General features: G+C 39.6%; 14 protein-coding genes. 12 read left to right on the forward strand and 2 right to left on the reverse strand.

Annotation, left to right across the window (positions count from 1 at the left end):
* Positions 1 to 85 precede the first annotated feature (85 nt).
* From JWG40_RS03210 to greA, 5 genes are all read left to right on the forward strand, one after another.
* Entirely contained in the window at positions 86 to 556 is a 471-nt protein-coding gene (locus tag JWG40_RS03210) for a cyclic nucleotide-binding domain-containing protein (RefSeq protein WP_205284418.1), read from the forward strand.
* A 153-nt stretch (positions 557 to 709) separates the two neighbouring features.
* Positions 710 to 946, forward strand: a complete 237-nt coding sequence (locus tag JWG40_RS03215; RefSeq protein ID WP_002975368.1) for a DNA-binding protein — start codon at positions 710 to 712, stop codon at positions 944 to 946.
* An 11-nt stretch (positions 947 to 957) separates the two neighbouring features.
* Positions 958 to 1,674: a flagellar filament outer layer protein FlaA2 gene (gene flaA2 / locus JWG40_RS03220; protein ID WP_408611480.1), complete on the forward strand. Its 717-nt coding sequence runs from the start codon at positions 958 to 960 to the stop codon at positions 1,672 to 1,674.
* Between the two features lie 16 nt (positions 1,675 to 1,690).
* Positions 1,691 to 2,677 (forward strand): flagellar filament outer layer protein FlaA1, encoded by a 987-nt coding sequence (flaA1, locus tag JWG40_RS03225; RefSeq protein ID WP_205284420.1) that lies wholly within the window; start codon positions 1,691 to 1,693, stop codon positions 2,675 to 2,677.
* Positions 2,678 to 2,872: 195 nt separating this feature from the next.
* Positions 2,873 to 5,638 carry a transcription elongation factor GreA gene (gene greA, locus JWG40_RS03230; protein WP_205284421.1) on the forward strand — a complete coding sequence of 922 codons (2,766 nt, stop codon included), beginning with the start codon at positions 2,873 to 2,875 and terminating at the stop codon, positions 5,636 to 5,638.
* Here greA and JWG40_RS03235 read toward each other — a convergent pair.
* Positions 5,611 to 7,422: a M23 family metallopeptidase gene (locus tag JWG40_RS03235; protein WP_205284422.1), complete on the reverse strand. Its 1,812-nt coding sequence runs from the start codon at positions 7,420 to 7,422 to the stop codon at positions 5,611 to 5,613. The two genes, greA and JWG40_RS03235, sit on opposite strands and share 28 nt — an antisense overlap.
* A 123-nt stretch (positions 7,423 to 7,545) precedes the next feature.
* Between JWG40_RS03235 and JWG40_RS03240 the strand changes: the two genes are divergently transcribed.
* From JWG40_RS03240 to JWG40_RS03270, 7 genes are all read left to right on the forward strand, one after another.
* Complete coding sequence (locus JWG40_RS03240) at positions 7,546 to 8,097, forward strand: LPS assembly lipoprotein LptE (protein ID WP_205284423.1); 552 nt, start codon at positions 7,546 to 7,548, stop codon at positions 8,095 to 8,097.
* 65 nt (positions 8,098 to 8,162) lie between these two features.
* Positions 8,163 to 8,600, forward strand: a complete 438-nt coding sequence (locus tag JWG40_RS03245; RefSeq protein ID WP_232369146.1) for a Fur family transcriptional regulator — start codon at positions 8,163 to 8,165, stop codon at positions 8,598 to 8,600.
* Positions 8,600 to 9,715: a tRNA guanosine(34) transglycosylase Tgt gene (gene tgt, locus JWG40_RS03250; RefSeq protein ID WP_205284425.1), complete on the forward strand. Its 1,116-nt coding sequence runs from the start codon at positions 8,600 to 8,602 to the stop codon at positions 9,713 to 9,715. The genes JWG40_RS03245 and tgt overlap by 1 nt, the downstream gene beginning before the upstream one ends.
* A 93-nt stretch (positions 9,716 to 9,808) precedes the next feature.
* Positions 9,809 to 10,144, forward strand: a complete 336-nt coding sequence (locus JWG40_RS03255; RefSeq protein ID WP_002975418.1) for an STAS domain-containing protein — start codon at positions 9,809 to 9,811, stop codon at positions 10,142 to 10,144.
* A 65-nt stretch (positions 10,145 to 10,209) separates the two neighbouring features.
* A complete protein-coding gene (locus tag JWG40_RS03260; RefSeq protein ID WP_205284426.1) occupies positions 10,210 to 11,622 on the forward strand; it encodes a lipoprotein LipL71 in 1,413 nt (470 codons plus the stop codon).
* Between the two features lie 72 nt (positions 11,623 to 11,694).
* Complete coding sequence (gene nadC / locus JWG40_RS03265; protein WP_205284427.1) at positions 11,695 to 12,558, forward strand: carboxylating nicotinate-nucleotide diphosphorylase; 864 nt, start codon at positions 11,695 to 11,697, stop codon at positions 12,556 to 12,558.
* Positions 12,559 to 14,613, forward strand: coding sequence for a RelA/SpoT family protein (locus JWG40_RS03270; RefSeq protein WP_205284428.1), 2,055 nt, complete (start codon positions 12,559 to 12,561; stop codon positions 14,611 to 14,613).
* On the opposite strand, the gene JWG40_RS03275 is transcribed toward JWG40_RS03270, so the two are convergent.
* Positions 14,603 to 15,994 (reverse strand): alpha-amylase family protein, encoded by a 1,392-nt coding sequence (locus tag JWG40_RS03275; RefSeq protein WP_232369132.1) that lies wholly within the window; start codon positions 15,992 to 15,994, stop codon positions 14,603 to 14,605. The two genes, JWG40_RS03270 and JWG40_RS03275, sit on opposite strands and share 11 nt — an antisense overlap.
* Positions 15,995 to 16,022: the final 28 nt, after the last annotated feature.

The following is a 16,022-nucleotide window of genomic DNA, read 5'->3' on the forward strand; positions in this document are numbered from 1 at the left end:
CATAAAAAATCGTGGGTCTATCTACTTAATTTTCTCTTGCAAATTCGCTAAATTCCCCCATTTTCAGAGAAATCTTAGGAGAATTATGAATAGTAAAGTAGAGAGTCTCAAAAAAATATATCTCTTCCAAAAGTTAAACCAAGACGAACTGTTACACATTGCTGAAAAGATCAGGGAAGTCCACCTACCTCCTAGAAACGTTTTGTATGATATGGGGGAAGAGGCAGAGTCCATGTACATCGTGAAGTATGGAACCTTACAAATTTCCACCTCTACTAGCCACGGGGACGATGTGAACCTCATCACACTCGGAGAAGGGGACCATTTTGGGGAATTGCCTTTTTTTGATGATGAAAAACGCTCTGCGAAAGTGGAAGCCAAAGAGAATTCTGAATTATACGAACTTCGCTATGCTGATTTGCACGATATGTTTTCCAAAAACAAAGAAATGGAGCTTAAATTCTACAAGGAAGTGACCCATTATTACATCCGCCGTATGAGAAAGTTGACTCATGACTTGGCTTATGCGCGGGAATTAAGGAAACGATTCGCATAATCGCAAGAAAGAGACAAAATTCATACAAATCTGGATTTTTTATCGATCACTTTCGAAAAAACCTTTTCCATTCCTCAGTTTCTTCCTATTACAGCTAAGGAATGGGTTTCGGATTCCGATACTATTTACGTAGGCAGGGAGAAGGAATGCATGGTGGACCCCGAAATCCTAACCGAGAAGATCGTAACACAAAATAAGACCTTCTTGGTGGATTTGAAGAAGAACCAGGCTGGATTCTACCTGAAAGTATCGGAATGGTCGAATAGCAAAAAATCCTCGATCTTTCTACCGGCAGAAGGAATCGATCGAATGATCGAAATCTTGAATCAATTTAAAAGCCGGATATCCGATAATGAGAATACGAAAGACCCGGAGTTAGGAGCCTTTTAGGAGTGAGTTTCATGGGGAAATTAGGAATGACCAAACTGTTGTTAGGCCTCTTCCTTTCAATAGGAATGTTGTACGCACAGGCAGATACTGGCGGACAAAATACAGCTAACACTGCAAATGATGAGGATAGCCCTCTTAGAAAAATCGTTTTAGACGATTTCGAAGAGGCTGAGGACTGGAGAGTAAAAGCTACCACTCCACTCGGAGAAACAAGAACTTTGAAACTCGTTCAACGCGGGCTCATCAAAGATGTATTCGATGAAAAAACCGTTCCAGAAGACGGCGGGGACAAAGTCGAAAAAAACCATATTTTAGGTGTCAAAACACATTTTGCTTCTAAAGGATTGGATCGTGTTGAATTGTACCCACCACATGAGTACATCATCAAAGGGAAAGTAAGACAAATCTCTGTTTGGGTTCTTGGTAGAAAGTACAGACATACTTTATTTGCAAAATTTAGAGATTATAAAGACGTAACGCATAATATCCGTTTGGGTCGATTGGATTTCTTCGGATGGAGAAAACTGACGGCTACAATTCCGGGATTTATTCCACAAAGTACAAGATTTGCACTTTTAGATAAAAACCTTCATTTTGTTTCTCTCTTCATAACATCTGATGTTCATGAAGTAGCAGGGGACTTTTACTTCTATGTAGATGATCTCCAAGTGAGAACAGACAGATCTGAAGCGAAATACCCTGGATCTGAAATTAAGGACAATTGGTAAACGGGAGAAAGGAACAATGGAAAACAAAAAAACAAAAATCCTAACTTTAGTGGCCCTATCGTCCATCGCTCTGATTGGGTTTGCACAGGCGCAATACAAAGTTTCCAATGGAGTGGCAACACCTATCGGAAACGATATTGGAGCTTTGGAACTAAAAGCCATCACGATCGAATCCTGGGATAGCCCAACATCTACCGCTCCTTATGGTTGGGAAGTGTTCACTGATAAAGACGGTGTAAACAAAGATGGCACGGGTGATATGAAATACGATGAGAACAATAAGTATTCACCTGTTCTCAATGATCCAGCAAAATCGCCTCTCGTGATGAGAGAAGTGAAACTGGTTCCTGGTAAACCTGGCGACGTAAAAAACGTAGATGCAGGGAATGCCAAAGTTTTGGCAGTGAAGTTTCAATTCACTTTTCCAGGAAACAACGTAGTAACAGTTCGTCCTCCGCGTGCTCCTGAATACGAAGTGACTCGTGCAAGGCCATACATCGGTGACGATAACAAAAAGAAATTTGATAAAATCTACGGAATTGAAGCACCAGGAAATGTAAAAGCCATTTCTGTTTGGGTTCTCGGCCGTGGAAATGAATATGATCTAGAAGGTTGGTTGGAAGACTACAATGGCAATAGCCATATTTTTCCTTTCGGATCCTTGGACTTTGTGGGTTGGAGACCTCTCCATATCCTCATCCCTCCAGGAATTCCGCAAGAGGCAACTGCCTTCCCTGCAACAAGGAACTTGATCTTCAAACAGTTTAAGATTCGTTCCAGACCAAACTCTGGTCCAGAAACGGTTTATCTTTTCTTTGATGAACTCAGAGTTCTAGCTGATACTTTTGAAGTTCACTTCGATGGGGCAAACCTTGACTTTGATGAAGAAGATTGCAAAAGCAAAGTCAAAATGGAGCAAATGCTTCAGAAATCCGGAGCGATCTCTACAGGCGCGAAAATTCGTGATTGTAGTGGAAGTAACGGTTCTTCCCAAAACAAGTAGTTTCCTTACTCACTCCTTGGGGATTCAAACAACCCAGCCATTCGGTTGGGTTTTTTGGCTTTACAGAATCGAACGGACCTAGAAAATGAACTCTAGGACTGTTCTTTTCGCGGATTCATCGCTAAATTTACCGTAACAACTTTATAGGAACTTTGAACACCCTTTATTGGAAATACGAAGAGGGAGATTCTTTTCATGCCTGATACTATTACCGAAGACAAATCAAACAAAATCGCCGACAACGACAAACTAACACCTCTCTTTAATGAGGAAATTTACGTACGTGCTGATGCTGGAACGGTCCCCGTTTCCAAATTCAAAATCTTTGACGATGTCATTGATGCATATAAGGCAGAAAATCGTTTAGCAGAAGCTAAACAAAAAATTGAAGACCATTTCAAAGAACATCCTGAGTCTATCTCCGCCAAATATATGTTAATGATCATCTCTTTCATGGAAGATTCCATGGGAGATGCAAATTTGGTGAAGAGCATTTTGGATTCTTTCAAAGCTCACGCAAAATGGACTATCATCGAATACATTACTGATTCTATTTTACGATTTGGTGATCATAGACTTGCTCTCCGCGTTAAGGCGGAGGCACTTGACAAACTCAAGAAAAACAAAGAACTCAAAGTCGTTCTTGAGAAACTTGCCAAACAAGATCGTAAAAACCCGGAGATTGCAAAGAAGTATGGCTTTTCCATTATGGAAGAAGACAAACCAAAAGCAATTTCCTATCTCAAACTCGCTGTTGAGATGTATGCAAAGAATAAAGAATACGTTCAGATGGAGGAAATTTGGCCTACCATCGTTCAAAACAACTATGAGGATGTTTCTTTCTTCGATAAAATTGAACGTATCCTTCTTGGACAGAGAGAAAAAACTCGTCTCGTCGGTCTTCTTTACCCAATCGTTGAACCTTTTAAGGCAATGGAAGATTGGGATCATGTGATCTACTTCTTAAAAAAGATTTTAGAACATGAAGCGGCTTCACAAAAGGCAAGAAACGAACTCATTCGTGCTTACAAACAAAAATACACAGCACACTCATTACTAGAAGACTTCCTCAAGATGAGTGAACTTGGGAACAACCGTAAACCGGTTAAACTTTGTATCACCAACTTTGAAAGAAATATCGTATTTGATACTGGTAACTATGTAATGCATAGAAATTGGGGTGTAGGTAAAATCACATCCATCTCCCAAACGGGAGATTCTATCTTTGTTGATTTTGAAGAAAAGAAAGACCACAAACTTTCGATCCAAATGGCCATCACTTCTTTAAAACCACTCAAAAAAGACCATATTTGGGTGCAACACTACGAAGATAAAAATGGTATCAACGCCATGTTTGCTGAGAACTTACCTGAGTTCTTAAAACAACTTTTGAAATCATACGACAACCGAATGATTATTGGCGATATGAAGAACGAACTCATCGGAACCTTCTTAAAAGCTGATGAGTGGTCCAAGTGGTGGGCAAAGGTTAAGTCGGTTCTTAAAAAAGAAGCCAATATCGGAATGAATCCTAAGAAAAAGGATGAAGTTGTGTATCATGAAAAACCGATTACACATTCCGAAACCTTAACTCAGAAATTCCAAGCAACAAGCGACAGTAATAAAAAATTGGAAATCGCTATGGAAGCAGTTCGCGACGCAGATGAAGCTGCAGAAGCGGGTGATTTTTTCATCTCCCATTACGGTGAAGAAGAAACGGCAAGAGATTCTGTTCGTAAACTTTCTGCTTACCTCTATTTAGAAGAAGCAAGCAAAGCATGGCCAACGGAAGAGTTTTCTCATAAAATCCGTGAACAAGAATTAACAACTCTCATCCAGTCCCTTTCTAAAGACGAAGCTCTGAAGATCTCTAAAGCATTGGAAAATACGGATATCAAAAAAGGTTTTAAGGATCTCATTCGTTCTTACCATCCAGAAGCGATCAATATCCTCATTGGACTTTTATTTGAAGTTCCGGTTAAGGTAAACCGTTCGGTTTTCCAAAACTTAGTAGCAGATGAAAAGTTTGCAGAACTCAATTTGTTTGTAGAAACAGTTTGTAATAAATCAAAAGAAAACCCAGAAGTTTTCCTTTGGGTTGCCAAATCTATCCTTTCTCATACTTGGAAGTTTGATTGGCTAAAAGTCAGCGAAGAAGATTTGGTTCTTAGAGTGTTCCGTATTCTGAAGCCCCTTGCTAAGATTGAAGACAAAGGAACCAAACTGAAAAACCAAGCGATGGATATTCTTTTTGGAAAGGATAATAGTTTACTTCGTGACATTCTTACCAATGCAGATGATGAGTATGTTCGAAAACTTTTTGCTCTTTTCAAAGAAGTTCCTTATGTAACAGATTTAGAAAAAGACCAACTTTATGTTCTTATCAATGAACTCAAACCAAACATTGTTTGGGATGAATACGATTCAGAAGAAGATGCAGACGATGATCCTTTAGCAAACCTTCCTAACGATGTGGTTCTCGTCACTCGTCGTGCTTTCAATGCAAAGAAACTAGAGTTTGAACACCTAGTGAACGTTGAGATGGCTGAGAACTCACGTGATATTGGAGAGGCCCAAGAGAAAGGGGACTTAAGAGAAAACGCAGAATACAAAGCCGCAATGGAAAAACAATCTCAGTTACAAGCGGCCATCAAACGTTTGGAAGCGGAACTGAAAAGTGCAAGGATTCTCGACCTAAGTGATGTAAAATCTGACAAAGTAGGAATCGGAACCACTGTGCGTTTGAAAAACAAACAAAGTGGCGAGGTAGTAACTTACTCGATTCTCGGTGCATGGGATGCGGATACAGAAAAGAATATCATTTCTTACCAATCTCCGCTCGCAAAATCACTACTCGGAAAACACTCTGGAAACGAGGCAACTCTAGTTTTCGGATCAACAGAAACAGTTTACGAAGTATTGGATATTGCTCGTTATTCCATGACAGGACAAGAGGCCTGAAGTTCTTCTGCCCAACCGCTAGTAGAAATTAAATCCACAAACGGTTCGGAAACATTTCCGGCGAAATCAAAGGCCTTAGCTTCCAAAAGAAGATAAGGCCTTTCTTTTTGTAGGCTCTTCGGAATGAGGACTCGGATGGCACGCCTATCGGGATCGTATTCATAGGGATAGGTTTGTCCATCGAGAGTGAGTTCTACACTGGTTCGAAATCCGCTTCCCACATCTCCAATCACATAAAACCGTTCTTCAAAACATTGGTTTCTCACTTCGGGAAGTTCAATGTATCGAGCAAGGGATGTCATTGGAAAAATAGTTGGTGGGGTTTCATCCGATAAAACCATAACAAACCCAAGTTTGGTGAGTTTAAAACTAAATCCATTTGGTTTTCTTTTATGAGTGATGGATTGGAATTTTTGGATCGAAGAGTCATAAAAGTATAGGGAATCTTTTATGCTAGGTGAATCACCAAGGTTCCATTCTCCTAATCCTTCACCCTTCCAACTCATTTTTTTGGTATCTAATTGGTAGATTTTACCTTTGAGGGGAAGGCCTGCAGGAATTTTAAAAGGGATGTCTTTTTCGTTTCTCTCGGTAATGAGAAGGATCCCTTCGCCGGAAACTTCTGTTTTAGATAAATCCAAACTGATCTTTCCATCGAGAGAGTTGTATTTGTTTCCATTCTTTTGGTTTTTGGAAACTTGTTTTGTATCCGTTTCATTTTTCTCATGAATCACAGTAAAGAAAACAGACGATTTGTTTCCTGTGGCATCGCGTAAAGTAACTTCAAGTGGCAATCTTTCTTTAGGTTGATATCTATCCAAATCTAAAGAAAACCCTTCTTCTTTAAAGTTTTTGGACTGTTCATACATATGATAAAAATAAACTGGTGGTGAGAGAGAGGACCTATTGATATCGTAGAACTGGTGTTTTTTGGACCCATCTTCATATGCTAAGAAGTCGAAATTACGACTAAAGATAGACTTCCCATTTAAAAATAAATCCATTCCATACACATTGTTTTTGTTCCTAGAGCGAATGTAATCATACCCACTCAAACGAATGCGAACCTTTCCTGTGAGGGTAATGGATTCAAACAAATCTCCATTCTCCGTATACAAATCATACTTTCCTTTCGATTTTTCTTTGGCAGTGAGGAGGATGGGTTTTTCTAAATTGCCCCCTTCTAAATACATAGAAAGGATAGTAGGGGGAGTGGTGTCTTTTTGGTGGATTTCGGGAAAGTAGAGAGGATTGATATTTCCTTTTTCGGATCGGAATTCTAAGTGAAGGTGGGAAATACCAGATCCCGATTCTCCCGTTTTTCCAAGAGAAGTTCCTTTTTTTGCAACAAACATACCGGCTGGAAGTTTTAATTGGAATCCACTCGGGTCTCCCATAAGAAGTACGGCTCGTCTTAGAAGTTCTAAATCATACAAACTACCGCCAAAGGAATGTAAGTGGGCGTATTTAGATTTTAATTTGTATTTGGGACTGTAAAGATTGAGAGAAAGTCCGTATCCCGTTTTAGAATAACTGATTTCTTCAATATAACCATCAAACGTAGCTAAGATGCTGTGACCATTGAGACCATAAGATTTAAAATCGGAACCCAAGTGTAAGTTGTGGTTACGAATTTCCGCAAAGGTTCCGGAAACCGGAGAGTAGTAGGGAAGAGGAAATCCCACCTCATCCAAAGGGATGTCTGGAATTTTGGCTTGTCCCGAGAGAGCCAGAGGGCCAAGGTAAAGTAGGATTGTAAAAGTCCGAAGAAGAGAGATCTCCATGGGAGAATCAGAATCCTACCGCTTCCTTTGTCATGCCTTTCCCGAAATCTAGAGAATTTCCCTTCATTTCGATTCCCTTGACAAACTAGACTTGGCACTTAAGATGACAGGGAACATTTCTGTATGAAACAAGGCATTCTATTCTTTTTCGTTCTTGTCATTTCTGGTTGTGCCTTTTTATCGAAGGAACCAGGCAGGCCACCTAAAATTGATGGAGTTCCTGTCCCTGATTCGAAACGTTTGATCTACATCCAGAATGTGAGAAACAATACTTACTCTCCTGGTATGCACACTCGCCTGACCCAAATGATTATGGAAGAAATTGACCGGCGGGGAAGGTTTATCACCACAAGAGAAAAAACTCTCGCGAAATACCGGTTGTATGCGGAAATTGTCCACTACCAACAAGTCGGAGATCTTATGGATCTTGCAGACAGACAAATTACCTCGGAGTTATTCGTAGTCACACGTGTGGAAATCATTGAAGCGGAGACGGGAAATAAAATTCCGATGGAACGAAGCGAAATTCCTGGACGGGTTCATTTTTCTACGCAAATTGGATTTCGGGAATCAGAATTGGAAGCTCAAAATCGCCTACTTCGGGTGATGGCGCTTCGAATTGCAGAAGAATCAGAAAGAGCTTGGTATTATTCTCTTTCTGGAATTTTGAATTAAGTTGAATCATTAGGAGATAAACCTTGCAAAACGATCCTATCTCGGCAGACGACACAAAAAAAGAGATGCTCGCCTTTGAAGAGTATCTAAAAGAAAAAGGGCTCAAGATTACCAACCAACGTTTGTTAGTTGCTCAGAAAATTTTTTCTTCGCACAATCATTTTACTGCCGAAGGTCTTTTGGACGAATTAAAAGACAATAAGGATCGCATCTCTAAAGCAACTATCTACAGAATCCTTGCGATTATGGTGGAGGCTGGCCTACTCGAAGAACATGACTTTGGTAAAGATTACAAATACTATGAACATATCATTGGTCACGAACACCATGACCATATCATCTGTATGCAGTGTGGTCGAATTGTAGAATTTATCGATGAAAGAATTGAAGAACTACAAAACAAAGCCGCATCGGAAAATGGGTTTACTATTACTGGACATAGTTTGAATATATTTGGCAATTGTTTGAATTTTGCAAATTGTGAACATAAAATCAAAAAGTAGTGTCTTCTATTTTTAAAGAAAGATCGAAAGACCCCGGCTCCTTTGCCAGGACTGGAACCCTTGACCTCAATGGCATTCAAATCGAAACTCCCATCTTTATGCCAGTGGGGACTAGAGGGAGTATCAAATCTCTTTCTTCTGCCGACATTGATGAATTGGGTTATAATCTAATTCTCGCCAATACTTACCATTTGTATCTAAAACCTGGAAAAGAAGTATTAGATCATTTCCATGGTCTCAAAAATTTCATGTCTTACAAAAGAGCACTGCTCACCGATTCCGGCGGGTTTCAGGTCTTTAGTCTAGCCAGTCTCTTTAAATTTGAAGAAGATGGGGTTCGGTTTCAGTCCCATATTGATGGGAGCCATCATAAGTTTACTCCAGCTTCTGTCATCGATATGCAACGATCCATTGGTTCGGATATCATGATGGTTCTTGATGATTGCGCACCCTATGGAAGTGATTTGAATCGATTGGAGCTGGCACTGGATAGAACGCACCGCTGGGCCAAAGAATCATATGAATATTGGATGGAAAGGCCTTGTGGCCAGAATGTATTTCCTATTGTCCAGGGGGGAGTCAATGAATCCCTTCGAAAAAGAAGTTTAGATACATTACAGAACATAAATTTTCCTGGAATTGCTATTGGGGGACTCAGTGTGGGAGAACCAAGACCAGAATACATTCGTATTTTAGAATGTATGGCACCTTATTTTGACCAGGCGCGGCCTCGTTATCTTATGGGTGTAGGAACGGTCGTAGACATCCTGGAAGGTGTTAAGAATGGAATCGACATGTTTGACTGTGTGTTGCCAACAAGGAACGCTAGAAATGGCCAAGTGTTCACCTCCTTTGGCAAACTCAATTTAAGGAATGAAACCCATCGATTGGCAGATGGTCCCATTGACCCTGAGTGTGGGTGTAAGGTTTGTGCAACATATAGTCTTGGCTACATTCGGCACTTACATAAAGTGAAGGAATTGACTGCTTTTTCGCTTTCAACGTATCACAACTTATATTTTATGCAAAGCTTCATGGAAAAGATGCGAAAGTCCATAGAAATAGGCAATTTTCAGGGTTTTTATGACCATTGGAAAAATTTGTTTGGTAGCTAAAATTATTAGGTTGACGTATCTCTTTTTTTTGAATGCAATTGTACCGTCATTTCTACATTGATTGTAGCTTCATTGAGGAGTCTCTAGACACACATGGAAATCACCAGAAGGGAAAAAGATAAAATCGTAGTCCTCGATATTAACGGGGAAATCGACCTTTATAACGCGCCTGAGATCAAGGATGTAATTGCCAAATTGATCGAAGAACAAAAGTATTGCATCGTCATCAATCTCGAGAAGGTTTCCTACATCGACTCTTCCGGAATTGGAGCTTTAATTTCAAGTTTGTCCAACTTGAAGAAATACCAAGGTGGGCTTAAAATCATCAACGTAGCTGGTTCAGTTCGTAAAGTATTTGAGCTTACAAAGTTGACTTCATTTTTTGAAATTTTCGACAGCGAAGACGAAGCCGTCACTGCTTTCAAATAAAAGGGGAAGCGTATTTGCGCTTTCTCTTTTACAAAATCCCCCGAAGAAATATTAAGGAGTTTGTTATGTTAAGAAAGGAAAAGACAACAGTCTTTCTCTCTGGTTTGGTATTGTTTTCCATTGCGTTTGTCAATTGTGCTCAAGAGCTGCCAGTAAAAGAACTTGCGCTTGCAAAATCACAAGTGGAAAGAGCAGAAAGACTTTCTGCAGAAGAATATGCTCCAGAAGAGTTTACTGAGGCTAAAAAAAGTTTAATTTCAGCAAATGAATTTGCTTCCCAAGAAAACGCATCTGACTCCAAAAAGAGTGCAGATTATGCTATTTCAAAAGCTTATGATGCTTTGGAAAAAACTCTCCCAAAACTTGCTGCAAAATCCCGTGAAGAAGCAGTGACTGCCATTGATGCTGCGGACGAAGCGTACGCTTCTGAATACACTCCGGAAGAATTCAAAAAAGCGGTTACGGCTCGCGACGCTGGCGAAACTAAGTTAGCCCAAGCAGATGCAAGTCTTGCTTCTTATTTGCGCGAAGATAAAGACGAAACAGCAAAAGAATTAAAACGCACTGTTGCTTTACAAGAATACGAAGATGCTCACAACAATTTTGTAGAGGCTGCTAAAATTAGTCAAGATGCGAAAAAAGTTGCTTTAGACAGATCAGGTTCGATTCGTCAATCTGCTGACGAAGTGGATGCAGCATTAGAAAAAGCCTATACTTATTCCAAAGGCGGAAACCCTGCGATCGATGAAGAAAAAGCAAGAGATGCCTCTGCTCGCGAAGACATTGCTGCAGGTCGCTTAAAATCAGCTGATGAAAAGATTAAAACTGCTCGTTTGGCTTCCGCTTCTTTGTTAAAAACGGCAGTCCAAGATCATGCAAAAAACCGCAACGTACAAGCACGCGAAGTGGTTGAGGATGCGAATGCTCGTTTTGGTGAATTAAGCGCTGAAACTTATCTTAAATCTAATGCGAAAGAATCTTATGCAAGCACTCAAGAAAATTTAGGTGCATCCAACGAATCTCTCCAAGCTTCCGGAAATCTTTTAGAACAAGAAAAGTATGATGATTCCATTGCTCAGTCGGAAGAAGCCATTCGATTGGCTGAAATTTCTATTGACCAAATCGAAACTTTGAAAGGAAAAACTACTGTTGCGAAAAAAGACCGCACCGCAGTAGAACCACAAGCAGACACTAAAACAACGACGAGAACAGCTGAGGCAGAAGGTGAAAAAACTTCTTCGGCTCAAGTGGAAGAACTTTCTGGTGGTTGGAAAAGATACACTGTAGAAAAGTCAGACCCAGCAGATTGCCTTTGGAGAATTGCTGATAGAGAAGACATCTATAGCGATGCAAAACTTTGGCCAAGGATTTTTGAAGCCAATCGTAAATCGATCCGTAACAAAAATCTAATTTATCCAAAACAAAAATTGAATATCCCTCCTAAAACAGGTAAAATTGGAACTGCACCTAAACAATAAACTATGTTTAGGTGACTCAAAGAAAAAGCTGTCGTAAGGACAGCTTTTTTTTTGTCTAAAGAATAGGATCATATGATAAGAGGATACACAACTCCTGTAACGGAAATCACGGCAAAAGACTTTGAGACACTGGTCAGTTTGGCTCTGGAGGAAGATTTACCTGCTGGAGATATTACCACAGAGAGTCTTTTTAGTTCTGATGAAATTTGCAAGGCTGAACTTTTGGCAAAAGAAGAAGGTGTTTTGTGCGGCCTAGCTGTAATATCCTGCCTCATCCAAAAAACAAATGCTAAAGTAGATTGGATGCCAATCCTTAACGATGGTGCAGAGCTTTCTCGGGGAACTATCATCGGTTCTTTGGAGGGTTCTCTTGTTTCTGTTTTGAAAATGGAACGGATTCTTTTAAATTTTATCCAATACCTTTCCGGGATAGCAACAAACGCGAGTAAGGTGGCAAAAGAGTTCCCCAATCTTCTTGTTTTAGATACAAGAAAAACATTACCAGGTTATAGGAAACTCGCTAAGTATGCAGTTTATATGGGAGGTGGTGCCAACCACCGATTGAATTTGTCTGAAATGGCAATGCTGAAAGACAATCATATAGCTAAAGCAGGATCTATCCAATCTGCTGTACAAATGGTTCGAAATGCTAATCCAGGGAAAAAAATAGAGCTAGAAATTGATGGTTTATCACAGCTTGATGAAGCTATGAGCTCAAATCCTGATATTATTTTGTTAGATAATTTTTCTGATTCTGATACGGAAAAAGCGATTCGAAAAATCAAAGGAAATTCTCCTCAGATTCATATTGAATGTTCTGGTGGGATCACTCCAGAAAAGTTGAAATTTCTCTCTCAGTTCCAAGATATCGGTGTCAGTATGGGTTATTTAACGCATACCGTAAAGTTTTTAGATATAAGTTTGGATATCAAATAAATGGGATTATACCAAGATATAAAAGGCAAACAGGAGTTATTTGATGCGGTCCAAAAAAGATTGGGACCTGAAAAAGCAAAATTTATAGAAAAAGCTTACAATATTGCGGACAAAATGCACGAAGGACAAAAACGTTTGTCTGGGGAACCTTATATCATCCATCCCATGAATGTTGCTTCTGTATTAGATGAACTTGGATTAGATGAAAGGGCCATTGCAGCCGGGCTTTTGCATGATGTGGTGGAGGATACTAGTTACAGCAAAGAAGATATGGCGCGTGAGTTTGGTGAAGACATAGCAGCACTTGTAGAAGGTGTGACTAAAATTTCTGAAATCAAGTCACAATCGAAAGAGACGGAAGCCGCAGAAAATATCCGCAAGATGTTGCTGGCAACGATCAAAGATGTGCGGGTGATGTTAATCAAACTGGCTGATAAAACGCATAATGTTCGAACATTAAAATTCCAGCCTGAAGAAAAACAAAAACGAATCGCAAAAGAAGTTCTGTCATTATACGCACCTATTGCTGGTAGACTTGGTGTTTATAAAGTAAAGTTTGAGTTGGAAGATTTGGCTTTTCAATCTCTCCACCCAGAAGAATACCAAGAAATTAAAAAACGTGTCTCTGCCAAAAAATCAGAGCGCGATGAATACATTGAAAAAATAAAAATTATCCTAAAACAAAGGTTAGCTGAAATTAGTATTGATGCTCGTATTGATGGACGAGCGAAACATTTTTATTCGATTTATCGAAAAATGGTGACCAAGGAAAAATCATTTTCTGAAATTTTTGATCTACGTGCTGTTCGGATCATTACAAATGAAATTAAGGATTGTTATGGAGTTCTTGGAATTGTTCATACATTATGGACACCGATTCCCGGTAGGTTTAAAGACTATATCGCAACACCGAAAACGAATTTATACCAATCTCTACATACTACTGTTTTTGGTCCCGATGGTCGCCCTATGGAAGTACAGATTCGTACCAAAGATATGAATGCCATTGCCGAAAACGGTGTGGCTGCTCACTGGGCTTATAAAGAATCCACAAACCTATCCAGAACTTCTGTTATATTGCAGAATGGTGTAGAAAATGCCTTCCGGATGAAATGGTTAGAAATTCTAAAATCTTGGCAAGACCCAAGCCTTGATTCGAAAGAATTTATGGAAGAACTACAATACGATCTCCATGAAGATGAGGTTTTTGTTTTTACCCCTAAGGGTGAAATCATAGAGATGCCTAAGGGTGCCACTGTGCTTGATTATGCTTTCCGAATCCATACCGATGTAGGCCTTCATGCCCGCGGAGGGAAGGTAAATGGACGAATGGTTACACTTCGTACGGAATTAAAGTCTGGGGATCAGGTAGAAATTATCACTGAAAAAAGTTCCAAACCTTCTCCTATTTGGCTACGGATTGTGAAAACTTCTGGCGCAAGACAGAAGTTACGTGCTTATTTTCGAAAATTACAAGAAGACTCTCAAAGGGAAACGATTGGTTCTGTATTGGAAGCATCAGCATCTGGTGTTGATGAAAATACAATCAAGGAAATCAAAAAAGTAAAAATCAAAAAACCACATAAGGCACACCCACACCAAGAAGAATCCAAAGAATTTGGTATCTCTGTTGCTGGTTGGAATGATGTGCCGGTTAGGGTAGCTTCTTGTTGTACACCGATCCCTGGGGATGAAATTATTGGATTTATTACCCGAGGTAGGGGAGTGAGTGTTCATAAAAAAGATTGCACGACCGCAACCAAACAACTTGAGTGGATGAAAACTATTCCTGTTCGTTGGGAAGGACCAGGGGAACCGATTCCAATTCAAATTGAAGTACGAGCCAAAGATGTGCAAGGAATCTATTTATCAATGGTGGAATCCATTTCTAGCACTGAAACGAATATTTTGGAAGCGGGAGCTTCTTCTCATCCTAATGGAACTCTTACCGCCAAATTTATGTTAGAAGTGGATCATTTAGATCAGTTGAAGGAAATTTTGGAAAACTTACGAATGATCCAGGGTGTTGTTTTTGCTGAGCGAGTTAAAAAATAAACCATTGCACTTGGTTGGGTGCTAATTGGAAATACATTCCTTCTTCCGACTTAGTTTGCGGAAAAGTTTTTCCTGTGACCAAATCCGTTAAATTTGGTTGAAATTGGATTCCTTCCTGGAAGGGAATCCAACCTGATACTTCAAAAGTTTGTTCATTCCAAAGGAAAAGTTCTGTCGTTTTTTCATATTCAATTGATTTAACGAAAACGGAACTACCGCCAAATTCCTTATAGTTGGGCCAAAAAACAAAACTATATTGTTTTCGTTTTGCGGCCGTCAGAAGTGCTCGCTGATAAAATTCTATAGAGCTAAGATCTGTTTCTTCGATGTCTGTATGGATCATCTGGACAGGAATTTTTTGGGTGGATCCCATCTCTTGTCCGGCATGGAATAACAAAATACAATCAGAAGCACAAAGAAGACTAAAGTAAGCATGGGAGTTTTCACCAAATTGATGTTTGGCTCTTTCTTCGTCATGGTTTTCTAAAAATCGAATTTTTTTTAGACTAGAATTTTCCCTTAGGTTTTGAGAAATAAAATTGAAGTTTTGATTTTTGAAGGCATCGTACATAGACTTATCATAACAGGCATCAAATCCTAAGCTGAGGAGTCTATCCTCCATCCCCCAATATACTTCCGCATAGAATTTAAAATGGGGAAATTCTTCTCGAACAGATTGGATCACACGGCTCCAATCGTAAAAAGATTTTTTTCCATGATTTTTTTCAAAAACATCAGGAAGAAGTAACATTGCCATATCGCAACGAACACCATCACTCTGTTTGGCGATATTTTTTAAGATCTCAATCTGTTTTTTCTCTACATTCGGGTTTGAAAAATCCCATTGGACGGTATCGGTCCAACCATCAAAATAAGGATCTCTTCCATGCACGTATATGTTCCCGTTCGGATGCAAAAAAGAATTTTTAGATGAAACGGATTCACTTGCGATTAAAAATAGATCAGGATTGGAATCAACAAGAGGGGAGTCAATGGCCATGTGGTTTGGCACAAAGTCTAAGATTAGTTTTTTTCCCAATCGTTTTAAGTTTGTATGAAGGTTGTTAAAGTTCTTCTCCCTTGAGACAAGGGTGTCAGGTAAATATTCGAAAATAGCATAGGGCGATCCGTAAATATCGTCTAACTCTAGGTTTTGTTTTACGGAGTGGTAGTTGGGTTGAAGTTCCGGCATGGTTCGTGCAATAGACCTAGACTTGGGGCTATTTTTCCAGACTCCCATGAGCCAAATTTCATCTGCCCAAAGAAAGGATGGGGAGTTTTTTAGGTCAAGGATCAGAGAATCTAAAGGTTCCTTCTTTTTTGCACAAAAAAGCCTTGAGCCTATCTCGTACAAATGGATTTGATGGAAGGGATGTTTCATAACAAAGTTCAACTACTCAAGTATAGCT

The organism is Leptospira abararensis (genome assembly GCF_016918735.1).
GTDB classification, from domain to species: Bacteria; Spirochaetota; Leptospiria; order Leptospirales; family Leptospiraceae; genus Leptospira_A; species Leptospira_A abararensis.